Genomic DNA, 15,244 nt, shown 5'->3' with positions numbered 1-15,244 from the left:
CAGCTTATATATTCAAAGTTGTCTGGTTCTTGCGGCGCATGAAGCGATGGCGCAAACGATCCAGATAAAGATAAACCACCGGCGTGGTGTACAAGGTCAGGATTTGACTGAGCACCAAACCACCCACAATGGTGACGCCCAAGGGCTGGCGCATTTCCACGCCCGGCCCGGAGGCCAGAATCAAAGGAATAGCACCAAAAATGGCGGACAAGGTCGTCATCATGATGGGGCGGAATCGCACCAGGCAGGCTTCGTAAATAGCTTCACGCGAACCCATGCCGCGCTCACGCTCCATTTGCAAGGCGTAATCCACCATCATGATGGCGTTCTTCTTGACGATACCAATCAGCAAGAACACCCCGATCATGGCAATCAGGTTGAACTCGCCACTGGTCATCATCAGGGCCAGCAATGCCCCAATCCCAGCCGAAGGCAAAGTGGACAGAATGGTGAGCGGGTGCATATAGCTCTCGTACAGCATCCCCAGCACGATATACAAAGCCACCAAAGCAGCCAGGAACATCATGGGTTGCTTGGCCAGGGCATCGAGCATCTGCGCCGTATTACCTTCAAACCCGGCCTGGATCTCGCGTGTAGGAAGCTGAATACGAGCCATGGCCTGCTCAATGGCCGCCGTTGCCTGACTGAGGGTGACGCCTTCGGCCAAACCGAAGGACACAGACTCGGCCACCAGCAAACCCATATGGTTAATGCTGCGCGGCGCGGTGCCGGTCGTAAAGCGCGTAAAGGCAGACAAAGGAACGCGGGTGCCGTCTTTGGCAACGACCTCGATTTCCTTCAGAGACTCCAGATCCTGCGCAAAACGCGGCTCCACTTCCATGACTACGTAATACTGGTTCAAGCGGCCAAAAATCGTGGAAACCTGACGCTGGGAAAAGGAGTTATTCAAGGTCCCCGCCACCATGGACATATCAATGCCCAGGCGCGTGGCCATATCGCGGTCAATTTCCAGCTGGACCAGGCCTGCCTTATCGTCCGTGCCAGTGTCCACGTCCACCAGCTCTGGCAATTCGGCCATGGCTTGCTGAACCTTGGGCAACCAGGTTTTCAACAACTCCAGATCACTGCCCAGCAAGGAATAGTCGTAAGAGCCACTGCGCCCACCGCCCCCGCTACCGACCGGAATATCCTGCTGCGGCACCATGAACATGCGCGCCCCCGGCGTGGTAGATAAAGGCTCGCGCAGACGATTCACAATATCCGTCGTGCTGGCCTTGCGCTCGTCCATAGGTTTGAGCTCAACCAGAATAAAGGACGAGGTGCTGCCACTGCGGCCACCGGCAAACACGGCCACCGAACGAATGTCCGGGTCCTGATTCAGGATAGAACGGAAGTATTCCAGCTTGGGCACCATGGACTGGAAAGAGGTCCCCCGGTCGACTCGGAAAAAACCCATCAACTGGCCAGTATCCTGCTGTGGGAACAGCCCCTTGGGCACTACGGCGTAGAGGTACACATTCAGGCCAATCGTGACGAACAAGGAGAACAGCATCAGGCGATGGTGCTTGAGCGCCCACCCCAATGAACGACGGTAGCCACGCCAGCTGACACTGCCTATCCAGCCCAAAAAGCGGCTGATAGGGTTGGTGGACTCATGCTCTTGCGGCCCAGGACGCAGCAGGCGCGATGACATCATGGGAGTCAGCATCAAGGAGATCACCAGGGACACCAGCACGGCAGTACACAAGGTGACGGCAAACTCCATGAACAAGCGCCCCGCCAGCCCCCCGATCAACCACAAGGGAATGAACACGGCCACCAACGACAAGCTCATGGCTGTGACGGTAAAGCCCACCTCCCGCGTCCCGCGCAAGGCCGCCCGCATGGGGGACAAGCCTTTTTCCAGGTAACGCATAATGCTTTCCAGCACCACGATGGCGTCATCCACCACAAAACCAGTAGCGACAATCAGGGCCATCAGGGAAATGGTGTTCAGCGTAAAGCCGAACAAATGCATGAAGGCAAAGGTACTGATCAAGGACGCCGGGACGGCAATGGCCGGAATTAAAGCAGCGCGCCAGTTTCGCAGGAACAGCAAGACCACCAGCACCACCAGGGCCACCGCAATAATCAGTGTCAGTTGAGCCTCTTCCAGCGTGGCGCGAATACTGGGCGTACGATCCTGAGCCACTGTCAATTGCGCCTGGCTGGGCAGCATTTCCTCGATACCAGCCAGGCGTTCACGAATGGTATTGACCGTCTCGATAATATTGGCGCCCGCCTGACGACGCACAATCAACAGCACCGCTTCCTGGTTATTCCAGTAACCCATGCTGTGAATGTTCTCAACGGAGTCCTCGACCTTGGCCACATCCCCCAAACGGATAACCTGCCCGTCCTGATTCTTCAGAATCAAGGGGTCAAAAAAACGTGCCTGGTTGTACTGCTTGCCCGAGTTGATCTGCCACTGGCCCTGCTCGCTTTCCAGGTAGCCATTAGGACGCAGACTGTTGGCGTTGTTGATCACCGAACGCACATCGTCCAGCGCAATACCAGCCGAGGCCAATGCCTTGGGATTCAATCCCACCCGTACCGCTGGCAAGGAGCCACCGCCCACGTCTACCGAACCCACGCCCGGAATCTGTGCCAGCTTCTGCTGCACAATGCCGCTGGCCATATCAAACAGCTGGGCCTTGTTGGCCGTCTGCGAGGTCAGCGCCAGCACCATGATAGGCATGGACGACGGGTTGACCTTCTCGTAGGTGGGCACGCTGGACATGCCCGAAGGCAACATGGGCCGGGCCTGGTTGATAGCGGCCTGCACATCGCGTGCAGCCCCTTCAATATCTCGGTCCAGTTCAAATACCAGCATGATCTGGGTGGAACCCTCGCTGCTGCGAGAGCTCATTTCCGACACCCCGGCAATAGAACCTAAAGCCTGCTCCAGTGGCGTGGCCACACTGGAAGCCATGGTTTCAGGGCTGGCACCGGGCAAATTGGCCGAAATCGCAATCACCGGAAAATCCATTTCCGGCAAAGACGCCACGGGCAAGAGCCGCAAGGCCAATGCGCCCACCAAGACCATCGCCAGTGCCAGCAGGCTGGAGCCCACTGGCCGGAAGATAAACAGCCCTAACAAGCGTTTCATGTCAACTCGCGTACCGACTTGGCGCCATTACGGGTAAAGCGGTCAAAAAACAGATAGATCACGGGAGTCGTGAACAGGGTCAGCACTTGGCTAGCCAAGAGACCGCCCACCATGACCAGTCCCAAGGGTTGACGCAGCTCTGCGCCAGAGCCGGTGGCCAGCATCAAAGGGATGGCACTGAACAAGGCCGCCAGAGTTGTCATCAAAATGGGGCGGAAACGCAGCAAGGCGGCTTGATGAATGGCCTCTTGTGGTTTCATGCCCTGCTCGCGCTGCGCCTCCAGGGCGAAGTCGATCATCATGATGGCGTTCTTTTTCACGATGCCAATCAGCAGGATGATCCCGATCACCCCCACCATGTCCAGATCCCGCCCGGCCAACAGCAAGGCAAGCAGCGCCCCGATGGCAGCCGAAGGCAGGGTCGACAAAATAGTGATGGGATGGATATAGCTTTCGTACAAAACACCCAGCACGATGTACATGGTCAGCACGGCGGCCAACATCAGCCACAGTGTGCTGGACAAAGAGGCATGGAAGGCCTTGGCGGCACCCAGGTAACGGGTATCCACCGAGGAGGGCATCCCGATCTGGTCGGGCACGGTTTCAATGGCTTCAATGGCGTCGGACAAGGAATAGCCATCAGCCAGGTCAAAGGACACGTTCACGGACGGGAACTGTCCCAAGCGCTCTACTGATAGCGTTGTGGGAACCAGCTGAATGCGCGCCAGGGAAGTAATCGGCACAGGTGTACCTGCCGCTGTCATTACATGAATATTTTCCAGATCCTGCGGGCCTTGGCGATATTGATCCTTTACCTCCAGCACGACGCGGTACTGGGCAGACTGCGTGTAGATCGTGGAAATCAAACGCTGTCCGAACGCGTCGTACAGTACATCATCGATATTTGCCTTGGTCACGCCCACACGGGCTGCCGCATCCCGGTCTATATCCAGCAGCACTTGCAGGCCATCGTTTTGCAGGCTCATGGATGCATCTTTAATCTGCGGCAAGGCATTGACGGCATCCAGCCAGCGCGGCATCCAGGTCGTCAGCACCTCCGTTTCGGGGTCCGACAAGGCCATCTGGTACACATTACGGCTGATCTGATCGTCTACCGTCAGCTCCTGAATGGACTGCTGGTAAACCGACAAACCGGGAATATCTTTCAGACGCTCATCGAGCCTGGCCATGATTTCATTGGCGCTGGCCCGGCCTGAACCAATGGGCTTCAAAGCAATTTGCAGACGGCCATTGTTCAAGGTGGCGTTCGTGCCATCTACCCCGATAAAGGACGTGACGGCTTCCACATCCGGATCTTCCAGCACAATCGCAACGGCTTGCTGCTGCAAATTCCCCATTGCGCGGAACGACGCGGTTTGCGGTCCTTGGGTAATCGCCTGAATCAGGCCGGTATCCTGTTGCGGGAAAAAGCCTTTGGGGACGATCACGTACAGCAGGCCCGTCAACACCACTGTGCCCAGAGCTACCCACAAGGTCAGCGTCTGGTGGCGCAGCACCACAATCAGGCCACGGTCGTAAGCCGCAATGATGCGGTCCATCTGATCGCCCAACCAGGTCGTGAAACGGCCATACTGGCGCTCGTCCTCGGGCTTGAGCATACGCGCACACATCATGGGCGTGAGCGTCAGCGAAATGAACAGGGACAGCAGGATGGCGACGGCCAGGGTAATGGCAAACTCACGGAACAAACGGCCGATGACATCGCTCATGAACAGCAGCGGAATCAGCACGGCGATCAGGGAGATGGTCAGTGACAGCAGGGTAAAGCCAATCTGCGCCGCACCCTTCAAGGCAGCCTGCAAGGCGGTTTCGCCCTTTTCGATATAGCGGGCGATGTTCTCGATCATCACGATCGCATCATCAACCACAAAGCCGGTGGCAACCGTCAAGGCCATCAGGGTCAGGTTATTAATACTGAATCCCCACATCAGCATGATGGCAAAGGTGGCGATAAGGGAGATAGGCACGACAACGCTGGGAATCAGCGTAGCCGTCCAGGTGCGCAGGAACACAAAAGTCACCAGCACCACCAGCACAATGGCCAGCATCATTTCCTTTTGCACATGGTCAACCGAGTCCCGAATGGTCTGGGTGCGGTCCGTGGCGACTTCCACATCCACACCGACCGGCAAGGAACGGCGTATCTCGGGCAGCAGGCTTTGAATCTGGTCCACTACATCAATGACGTTGGCGCCAGGCTGACGCTGAATATTCAGCAAGATCGCAGGCACAGTCCCCATCCAGGCGGCCTGACGCACATCCTGCGCATCCCGCACCACCTTGGCCAGTTCGCCCAGACGCACGGCAGCACCGTCCTTGTAGCTGACGATCAGATTTTCATAATCCTGTACCGTTTTCAATTGTTCATTGGCGCCGATGCTGGTGGAACGCTGAGGCCCATCCAGATTGCCTTTGGGCTGGTTCACGTTGGCCGCGACCACCGCCTGCCGCAGGTGACTTAAGGTCAGATTGCGGACGGCCAAGGCGTTGGGATCAGCCTGAATGCGCATGGCTGGTTCCTGACCACCCGCAATGCTGACCAGACCCACGCCCGTCACCTGCGAGAGCTTTTGTGCGACCCGCACATCAATCAGGTCGCGCACCTCGTGCAGGGGCATATTGGGGGAAGTCACCGCCAAAGAAATAACCGGGGTATCAGCCGGATTGACCTTGTTATAGATAGGCGGTGCAGGCAAATCATTGGGCAGCATATTGGAGGCGGCATTAATCGCCGCCTGCACCTCTTGCTCGGCCACATCCAGGGGCAAGCCCAAATCAAACTGCAAGGTAATGCGCGATGCCCCGCCTGAACTGGACGAAATCATCTGCGACAGGCCCGACATGCTGCCGAAGCGCCGCTCCAGCGGTGAAGTGATCAAGGCCGCCACTACATCCGGGCTAGCGCCCGGATAGAGCGTGACCACCTGAATAGTGGGGTAATCCACCTGCGGCAAAGCGGCTACGGGCAACATGCGATAGGCCAGCAAGCCGGACACCAGCAAGGCCACCATCGCCAAGGTGGTAGCCACCGGGCGCAGGATAAAGATACGCGACATGCTCACGGCTTACTCGCTTGCAGGACGTGGACGGCGACCCTCACCCGGACGTTTGCCTTGCTCTGGCTTGTCGGCGGCATCATCGGGCGCAGGCTTTTCCTTGGCCTGACCATCTTGCTGCATCACCTCGACCTCCGAGCCTTCACGCAAACGGTCAGTCCCTTCAACCACCACACGATCGCCCTCTTTCAGGCCGGTTTTAATCAAGGTCAATTCCAGCGTGGCCGTACCCAATTCCACCACCTGGATATGGACCTTGTCCTCGGCATCCAGGGTGTACACATACGTGCCCACCGAACCCCGTTGCACAGCGTGCGATGGGATCAGCAAGCCTTGTTCCTGGCCCAAAAAGACACGGGAATTGACAAACTGATTAGCAAACAAGGTTTCATCGGCATTATCAAATTCGGCCTTCACTTTCAGCGTGCCGGTATTGATGTCGATCTGGTTATCCAGTGCCTGCAAACGGCCCTTGTCCGACAAGAGCTGACCCTTGCTGTCGATCAGGGACACCCGCAAAGGCGATTCGCTTTGCTTCATGGCCTCCAGCAGGCTGCTCAATTGATTCTGCGGCAAGGAGAACTCCACGCCTATGGGATCCGTCTGGGTAATGACGACAATCCCATCAGTACTACCGGCAGACACCAGATTGCCCTGATCCAGCTTGCGCAAACCCAGACGGCCATCCAAAGGCGCCGTAATACGAGTGCGATCCAGCTGGACCTGCGCACGGGCCACCTCTGCTTGATTGGATTTGATCTGTGCCTGCAGTTGCTGAACGGCCGTTTCCTTGGTTTCCAAGGCCTGGCGAGCAATAGAATTCTGTTGAAACAGGACGCGGTGGCGGGCCAGTTCCTGCTGCGCCCCTTTTAGCTGAGCCTGATTCTGCGCCAATTGGCCACGCGCCTGATCCAGTTGCACCTGATAGGTACGCGGATCAATCTCGGCCAGCAAATCGCCGGCCTTCACACGTTGGCCGTCCTTGAAGTGGATGCGTTCGAGCACACCATCAACTTCACCGCGCACGGCGACTGTTTGCAAAGGTTTGACCGTGGCAATCGCATTGACCGTTTGGTCGATCAGGCCTTCCTTGACCGTGGCCACCTGCACCGGGACTTTAGTCGCCCCCATCATGCCGCGAGGCCCGCGCATGGGAGTGGACGTACTGGAAGGGGAAGACAGGGCGTAATAAACGAGGCCTGCTGTCACCAGCAGCCCTACCACCACCCAGACATAGAAGGATCGGGACCGCCGACCTCTGCCTGTGTTCAACTCCGACATGAATACTCCCCGGCTAAAACTTGATTGTCTCTATGCACGGTCTAAATAAGCGTTTAAGCACTACCGATCGTGACGGCGACACGCATTATGCAGCCAAAACACGATAGCAATTAGTTTCAAACGATAAAGAGATACAAGCGCTGACAAAACCGCATCCCTGCTAGACCACGCTGGCACAGCAAGTATAAAAGCGGCAGTCTGAACCTTATATGAACAGCGTTTTCAGCCGAAGTTGCAACGGGCCAGCCTGAAGGGGATATCCCCCGTCACGGCCTGCGGTTTCAATTGATTATCTTGCTGCACAAAGCGTATCCAGATGACGTAGCGGTTAGCGCTCATTTCCGGATAGATGCACGCACCGGCGTCCACCCACACCCGCAGCAACTGGAAGGTCTTGCCTGCCAGCATTTCTTGATAGGAACCGTCACGGGCCAGTTGGTCTGCCGAGTCACCCGACTGGCGCAGCAAGCGCAAAATCAAGGCCAGACCTTGATACAGTGGCAGGAAAGACTCGGACCAACGGCGCAAATCCTGGACACGATCGGCATCGGGGCGCTGTTGCCAGGAATAATAAGAAGGCATGTCCACCTGCGACGTACCACCGGGCACAGCAACCCGGCCCCGCAAACTGGCCAACCATTCATTTTCACGCAGGCCCTGCCCCACCCTCCCCTGGGCCGAGAGGTCAGCAGAAGCGCGCACAATTTGTTCAATCATCTTGTCCAGCGCCTGCAGCTGAACACCGGGGTGTTCACGCAGCGCAGCCAGCGCCACGCGTTGACGCTCCAGATCTTGAAGAACAGCAGAACGCAAATCGGTTCGATCCGAGATGTCCAGTAAATCAAACAAAGTCGCTACAGCGATCTGATGCGAGTACGCATCCTGGTTGGCCGAAAAATGAAACAGCCTATCGAACAAGTATTCGACTCTCAGTAAAGCCCGGACACGCTCATTGCAGGGGTATTCGTATAGAGTCACGCGTTTAAAAACCTTTTTCTGTCGACTGGAGGGTCAGACACGTCGTGTTGTCAGGCAGTCAAGGCACACCAGCGTTGGTGTACTGCTCGCGCCCGCTCTTCCAATAGGGGCAAAGTCGTCTGCCCGTCATTCAGAACCACGTCGTCGGCCACATCCAGGCGCTGCTGACGTTGCGCCTGTGCTGCCATGATACGTTCAATTGTGGCCACTGCCAGCCCGTTGCGCTTTTGAACACGCTCGATCTGGGTCGCTTCATCACAATCTACAACGCAAATCCGGTCCACACGGTCTCGCCATCGTCCTGATTCCACCAGCAAGGGTACAACCACAACAAGATAACATCCTTGCGCTTTCAAGGTCTGTGCTTTTGTTACGTTCCAAATCAGGGGATGAATGATCGCCTCGAGCCGATGACGGGCATCAGGATCGGCAAATACACAGGCCCGCATCCAATCCCGGTCCATGGAACCATCCGCGGCCAAGGCCTGTGCCCCAAAGGCAGCGCGAATCGGCTCAATGGCCAGACCACCGGGCGCGGTCAACTCATGCGCGATGACATCCGTATCCACGACAGCCGCCCCCCAAGAGGCAAAAAAATTGGCCACCTGGCTTTTGCCCGATCCAATTCCACCGGTCAGCCCAATTGTCAGCATGCGCAATCCACGGATAAAAAACAAAACTGTAACGTACCCGCGCCAATCCTCCTACCCTGAATAGACCTGATACTGTCCCGCCGCCCCAGGTCTAGCGTAGAATTCAGCTATCAACCAGTCCACGGAAGCCCGCCATGTCTTTCACCAAGATTTCCCCCCTGCGTTCCCTTACCTTGCTTTCGGTCGTTTTGCTGGCAGCATGTGCCCAGGCACCCGTTCAGCCTACCCCTAACGAGGGTCGTGACTCCACCCAGAAAGACGCCCTGCGCCAAGCGCAAGGTAGCGGCACCGCCCGTGCCCCCTCGCAAATCAATTTAGGCTTCGGTAACCAGGAAGGCCTGCACGCCATTACACCGGCCCGCGCCCAGCAGCCTGCCGCCATGGTCGACCGTAGCGTTCCAGAGCTGGCCGAGCCCAAAACCTTTCTGGGCACCCTGTCCTGCCCACCACAAGGCGGCGCATGTGAGCCCTACAAAATCAGCGTAACCCTAGCTCCTGCTGGCCAATGGCGCTTGCGTGCCACCCCGCTGGGCGCTGGCGAAGAACACCGCATGAGCGGCTGCTGGGTACCTATCGGCACACAGCCTACCCGCATCGCTTTGCTGGCCAACAACGACTCGACCTTGGCCGATCTGAGCTTTGTGAACAACAACGTACTGCGCATTCACACCTTTAACCAGCAACGCCCTACGCTGGAGAGCCACCTGACTCGCCAAGCCGACATCGACCCGATCAGCGAGCTGGACGGCCAGGCCACTCCTGCCTGCCGCTAATCTACGGCATAGACAGGCTGCCCACCAAGCTGGGCGGCAGCACATCGCGCAAGCCCGGCTCGCTAAATACAAAGCGGGTCAATTCAACCGCATTGCGCACGCGTAACTTCTGAAAAACGCGTGCCCGATGCGCCTCCACCGTACGCTGGGAAATCGCCAATTCAGCCGCAATCACCTTGTTCGCCTTGCCGATGGCGATATAAGACAGCACGTCGCGCTCGCGCGGAGTCAGACTTTCAAACAGCACAGAGGCGGGCAAATGACTATTCAATACCATGTCAGTCTCGTATATCTGTACCAGGCGAACAGGCCGCCTGCGATGTGAAAAATCAACCATAGACAGAGTTTGTCATTTTAGGCAGGGACTACGCGACTGTTAACTTGTACGGGATGTTTTTGTCACAGGACTAATATAGATACACGGTTTTCAATGCGTCGGAAAACCATCTTTTTACGCCTCAAATTGGGGATAAACGCAGACAAGGCTACAGCCTCATCCCCCCCAAGAAACACAACAATCACCTGGGTCACCCCCCCGGATCGGTCAAACACCTCACCCCACCTCACCACAACACAACGCAACACAACAAACCCGGCCCATAAACTGCCAGCAGAGATGAGCATTCACGGCCATGAGCCACTCTGAGGCGCAGCTCTGGGGGGCGGCGATTCAGACTGCTTGCCGCCGGCGGGAGATAGCGCAGGGATGCAAGCACCCTGCTGTTTGAACCCGACGCTTGTACTTGGTCCGGGGGACCAAGTACCGGGTGAGTTCAGGGTGCGCCCGTAGCTATCTCTCGACAAGGGCACCGGTGCGCAGCACCGGCAAGTAGTCAGCCGCCCCCCAGAGCTGCGCCTCAGAGTGGCGTCTTACTGAGTCCCTCCCTGGCATGAGGGGGCCTGAACTGCCACAACCCCAATCAAAGAACCAGACAAAGACAAAGACTGCAAAAATAAACCACGCAGATATAAAAAAAGCACAGTAAAAACTGTGCTTTTCTCACCAAACAACACAAGAAATCAGGCTTTAACCATTTCCAGGTTGTCGATCAAACGCGTCGCGCCCAATTTGGCAGCGGCCAATGCCACCAACGGTTCACCAGCTGCAATTTGCTCTGGCGTCGGTTCCAGCAAATCCGACTGACGACGCAAGGCCATATAGTCCACCTTCCAGCCCAGATCCGTCATCTTTTTGGTCGCATAAGCCTCGATCTCCTCGCGGCTTTGACCTTGCTGCAAACGCTCATTCATTTCCTGCAGTGCGTAATAAATCTGCGGAGCCTGAACGCGTTCCTCGGGACTCAAATAGCGATTACGCGAAGACATGGCCAAACCATCCTCTTCCCGCACCGTCTCGTGAGCCAGAATCTCTACCGGCAGCTGGAACTGGCGTACCATCTGACGCACCACCATCAACTGCTGATAATCCTTCTTCCCAAACACAGCCACACGCGGCTGCACACAGGAAAACAGCTTCAACACAACCGTACACACGCCTTCAAAGAAGTCGGGACGGAAGTGGCCTTCCAGAATGCGACCCAAATGATCAGGTGGGCTGACGCGAAAACTCTGTGGCTCGGGGTACATCTCGCGCTCCGAAGGAGCAAACAAAACATACACATCGCGCTCCTGCTCCATCTTGGCCGCATCTTCCTGCAAAGTGCGCGGGTAACGATCAAAATCCTCGTTAGGGCCAAACTGCAGGCGGTTCACAAAAATACTGGCCACCACCGGATCGCCATGCTGACGAGCCAACTTCATCAAGTCCAGGTGAGCTCGATGCAGATTCCCCATGGTTGGAACAAATGCCACGCGTGTCTGGCCCTGGAGCTGATCGCGCAGTTCTTGGATGTTATGGACGACTTTCAAAAAATTCTCCGCTACGGAATAAGATCAGGCCCATCGGCCTGCGCTCGAATATAAGTCAGGCGCAAATAAATAGGAGCGTAGGGCTCGGCCTGCGTGATTTCAAGCAGTGACTCTCGTGCCAATTCCAGCATCGCCAGAAAATGCACGACAAGCACCGCCGCCGGATCACCCTGATCCAGGCGTTCATTAAACAGCTCTGTAAACTCCATGAAGCGCACATGCTGCAAACGTCGCAGAATCTGGCTCATGTGATCGCGCACCGACAACTGCTCACGCGTAATCTTGTGACTGGCATTGAGCTTGGCACGCTTCAAGATGCCCAGCCAGGCCTCGCGTAAATCATCCGCATTCACTTCCGGTGGAATGGCCTCAATAACCAGTTCGGCCTGGGCATTAGCCAGCAGATAGTCGCGCCCCATCAAGGGTAGCTCGTCCAGACGGCGCGCGCCTTCCTTCATGCGCTCGTATTCCAGCAGACGGCGTACCAGCTCGGCACGCGGATCATCCACTTCCTCGCCCGTGTCAGCGCGCCGCACTGGCAGCAACATGCGGGATTTAATCTCGATCAGCAGCGCGGCCATCAAGAGATACTCCCCTGCCAGCTCCAGATTGGTGGCGCGGATCTGCTCCACATAGGCCAGATACTGCCCGGTGACCTGGGCCATTGGAATATCCAGCACATTGAAGTTTTGCTTGCGGATCAGATACAGCAACAGATCCAGCGGGCCTTCAAAGGCGTCCAGAAATACTTCCAGCGCATCAGGCGGAATATACAGATCCTGAGGGATCGCAAACAGCGGCTCACCATAAAGACGCGCCAGCACATCCTCGGGCTGAGGAGCTGGCGTATCCACAACAGTCTGCTGTGCGATCTCAGTCACAGGCGCAGGTGTACAGATTTAGTTGTTTTCGTAGTACACGTAAGGTTTCTGAGGCGTGCGAGCAGCCTTGTAACCGTCTTGCAGTTCCTGGTCAATCTGCTTGTCCCACAGACGATAACGGCCTTCACGCTGCCGTGCTTCGGTATCCGCGTTCTGCTCTTTATACTGTTTAAGAAACTGGGTAATTTCGGATTCGAAATTCTTTGCCATAATACCTGTACGCCTAAATAAATTGGATAACAGAAAAGTTTGAGTTTACTGCACCGCACACCAGAGAGTTCGCCGCATGGCATCTGAACAGACCGAAGCCGCCAAACCGGCGACCATGTCCCCTCAAGAGCGTCGAGCCATACGCATTATTCCCTACATTGTGGGATGTGCATTGTTCATGCAAATGCTGGACTCTACGGTTGTAGCCACTGCCCTGCCCACGATGGCCTTGTCGCTGGATACCAGCGTCATCCGCATGAATACCATCATTACCAGCTACCTGCTGGCCGTGGCGGTATTCGTTCCAATCAGTGGATGGGCTGCAGACCGCTTTGGTGCTCGCAAGGTGTTCCTGGCCGCCATTCTACTCTTTACCGCCAGTTCTGTTGCATGTGCCCTGTCCCAGACCCTGTCACAACTGATCATTTCCCGCGTGATACAAGGCATGGCTGGGGCCATGATGGTGCCGGTGGGACGCATTATCTTACTGCGGCGCGTCCCTAAAGATGAGCTTTTAAGCGCTATGGCGGTGCTGACCTTGCCTGCCTTGCTGGGCCCCATCATCGGCCCGCCCGTGGGTGGTTTTTTAGTCACGTACGCCAGCTGGCACTGGATTTTCCTGATCAACATCCCCGTTGGCATACTGGGCATTGCCCTGGTGCTGCGCTATATCCGCGAGGACTACCCCACAGAGCGCCCGCCCCTGGACTGGCTGGGCTTTATCTTGAGCGCCATCTGTCTGGCCACTCTGGTGACCAGCTTCGAGAACGTAGGCCATGGCACGCTGGGCTGGGATACCTTGGGCTGGCTGACACTGGCCGGTCTGGTCGCTGGCGCATGGTACGTTTGGCACTCCCGACAAGTTACCTACCCAATCATTGATTTGTCACTGCTGCGCACCAAAACCTTTGCCATTTCCGTGCTGGGCGGCAATCTGTGTCGTTTCTCGCTAGGCGCTGCGCCCTTCCTGTTGGCCATCATGCTGCAAACCAACTTTGGCATGAGCGCATTATCAGCAGGCCTGATCACCTTCACCGGTGCCATTGGTGCCTTGGGCATGAAACTGGTGGCCCCACCCATCATCCGGCGTTACGGTTTTCGCAAAGTCCTGATCGTCAACGCCTGGCTGACGGGCCTGTTCATTGCCCTGTGCGCCATGTTCCAGGCCACCACGCCCATGTGGCTCATGATTGCCGTCCTGACCGCAGGCGGTTTTTTCCGCTCCCTGCAGTTCACCGCAGTCAACACCCTGACCTACGCCGACCTGAATTCTGAAGCCATGAGCCAGGCCAGCAGTTTTGCCGCCATGGCGCAGCAACTGGCTATCAGTCTGGGGGTGGCATGTGCGGCGGTAACGCTGAATGTCAGCATGGCATTACGCGGAGCCAGCAGTGTGGAGACTCAGGATACGATCTGGGCGTTTTTGATTCTGGGTGCTATTACCGCCATCTCCAGCCTGTCCTTTGCCCGGCTGTCAGCCAGTGATGGTGAGTCTTTGCAGAAGAAGTAGGCCAGCAAGACTGAAGGAGCAAGGCAGGCAGCGACTCAAGCTGCTGTCTTGCTCAAGCTGCGCTTACGCCGGTTTATCCTCATCCTCCAGCAACATCACCAGCTTGCAATCCGGCCGTATCGCCAGTCGAAAGGTAAATTGCTGAAAGCGGCGCACTCCCTGGCTGGGGTGCCGGAAATCCCGCAAGCCGCCCTCCCGCTCCACCACGGTCTGGCGTCCCCACCAGAAAGCGAATACCTGGCTTTGCTGCGCCAACTCCTGAATCAAAGCCTGTATATCGGCCTCGTCCGCATGGGCGCCTACGTCAGCGCGGAACTCGGCCACGACGCGGCTGGCGCGCTGCTCCCAGTCCACCACCAGCTCACGCGCTGCCGGGTCCAGGAAGATATAACGCAGCAGATTGGGCTGCTCGCTACGGTCGGGCCAGCCATCGAACAAACCCAACAAGGCTTCGTTGCGAGCCAGTACGTTCCAGCTGCGGTCCAGAATGTAGGCCGGAGCGGAGATGCTATCGACACATGCGCTCAAGCCTTGCGGCAAGGGTTGAATATCACCCTGCCAATGCTCGGGATCGGCGCAGTCAGCCAGTTCAAACAGATAGTGGCGCTCGGCCCGGGCCAGTTTCAGGACCGTTGCCAGGCGGGCGCAGACCGTGGGGGACACGGTAACGTCGCGACCCTGCTCGATCCAGGTGTACCAGGTGGTGCTGATATCGCACAGCTGCGCCACTTCCTCGCGACGCAAACCAGGAGTGCGACGGCGCACACCGGGGGCCAGCCCCAGGTCTACAGGCTGGATACGCTCGCGTGCATTACGCAAAAATCGTCCCAAAGCCTGACGCCGGGTTTGAGAGGCGCTCTCGGCGCCGCCCGGATTAGCCCCTGTTGGCCCCGTCGTTCCCAT

At 57.0% G+C, this 15,244-nt stretch carries 12 protein-coding genes; 2 read left to right on the top strand and 10 right to left on the bottom strand.

The annotated features are described in order from the left end of the window. Window positions 1-4: 4 nt before the first annotated feature. The 5 genes from D0C27_RS06430 to coaE all read right to left on the bottom strand — a co-directional run bounded on the left by D0C27_RS06430 (window position 5) and on the right by coaE (window position 9,098). Window positions 5-3,109: an efflux RND transporter permease subunit gene (locus tag D0C27_RS06430; RefSeq protein ID WP_035270387.1), complete on the bottom strand. Its 3,105-nt coding sequence runs from the start codon at window positions 3,107-3,109 to the stop codon at window positions 5-7. Further along, the gene (locus tag D0C27_RS06425; protein ID WP_276607170.1) at window positions 3,106-6,192 is read right to left on the bottom strand and encodes a multidrug efflux RND transporter permease subunit; all 3,087 of its coding nucleotides are present in this window, start codon (window positions 6,190-6,192) and stop codon (window positions 3,106-3,108) included. The genes D0C27_RS06430 and D0C27_RS06425 overlap by 4 nt, the downstream gene beginning before the upstream one ends. Before the next feature lie 3 nt (window positions 6,193-6,195). Further along, entirely contained in the window at window positions 6,196-7,467 is a 1,272-nt protein-coding gene (locus D0C27_RS06420) for an efflux RND transporter periplasmic adaptor subunit (RefSeq protein ID WP_035270381.1), read from the bottom strand. 222 nt (window positions 7,468-7,689) lie between these two features. Then, window positions 7,690-8,445, bottom strand: a complete 756-nt coding sequence (gene zapD, locus D0C27_RS06415) for a cell division protein ZapD (RefSeq protein ID WP_026484449.1) — start codon at window positions 8,443-8,445, stop codon at window positions 7,690-7,692. Between the two features lie 50 nt (window positions 8,446-8,495). Continuing rightward, entirely contained in the window at window positions 8,496-9,098 is a 603-nt protein-coding gene (gene coaE, locus D0C27_RS06410) for a dephospho-CoA kinase (protein ID WP_009458744.1), read from the bottom strand. 134 nt (window positions 9,099-9,232) lie between these two features. On the opposite strand from coaE, the gene D0C27_RS06405 reads away from it, so the two are divergent. Continuing rightward, window positions 9,233-9,871 (top strand): hypothetical protein, encoded by a 639-nt coding sequence (locus D0C27_RS06405; protein ID WP_009458742.1) that lies wholly within the window; start codon window positions 9,233-9,235, stop codon window positions 9,869-9,871. Between the two features lies 1 nt (window position 9,872). On the opposite strand, the gene D0C27_RS06400 is transcribed toward D0C27_RS06405, so the two are convergent. From D0C27_RS06400 to D0C27_RS06385, 4 genes are all read right to left on the bottom strand, one after another. Continuing rightward, window positions 9,873-10,148 (bottom strand): response regulator transcription factor, encoded by a 276-nt coding sequence (locus D0C27_RS06400; protein ID WP_035270375.1) that lies wholly within the window; start codon window positions 10,146-10,148, stop codon window positions 9,873-9,875. Window positions 10,149-10,891: 743 nt separating this feature from the next. Beyond that, complete coding sequence (gene panC, locus D0C27_RS06395; RefSeq protein WP_137430650.1) at window positions 10,892-11,740, bottom strand: pantoate--beta-alanine ligase; 849 nt, start codon at window positions 11,738-11,740, stop codon at window positions 10,892-10,894. 11 nt (window positions 11,741-11,751) lie between these two features. After that, window positions 11,752-12,594 carry a segregation and condensation protein A gene (locus D0C27_RS06390; protein WP_009458739.1) on the bottom strand — a complete coding sequence of 281 codons (843 nt, stop codon included), beginning with the start codon at window positions 12,592-12,594 and terminating at the stop codon, window positions 11,752-11,754. A gap of 45 nt (window positions 12,595-12,639) precedes the next feature. Next, window positions 12,640-12,831, bottom strand: a complete 192-nt coding sequence (locus tag D0C27_RS06385; RefSeq protein ID WP_009458738.1) for a DUF3460 family protein — start codon at window positions 12,829-12,831, stop codon at window positions 12,640-12,642. Window positions 12,832-12,907: 76 nt separating this feature from the next. On the opposite strand from D0C27_RS06385, the gene D0C27_RS06380 reads away from it, so the two are divergent. After that, a complete protein-coding gene (locus tag D0C27_RS06380; RefSeq protein WP_137430649.1) occupies window positions 12,908-14,341 on the top strand; it encodes a DHA2 family efflux MFS transporter permease subunit in 1,434 nt (477 codons plus the stop codon). 63 nt (window positions 14,342-14,404) lie between these two features. Here D0C27_RS06380 and D0C27_RS06375 read toward each other — a convergent pair whose 3' ends face one another. Next, entirely contained in the window at window positions 14,405-15,244 is an 840-nt protein-coding gene (locus tag D0C27_RS06375; RefSeq protein WP_060185322.1) for a helix-turn-helix transcriptional regulator, read from the bottom strand.

This window comes from Alcaligenes faecalis, from assembly GCF_005311025.1.
GTDB lineage: Bacteria > Pseudomonadota > Gammaproteobacteria > Burkholderiales > Burkholderiaceae_B > Alcaligenes > Alcaligenes phenolicus.
This window is presented reverse-complemented; position numbering and strand designations above follow the sequence as displayed.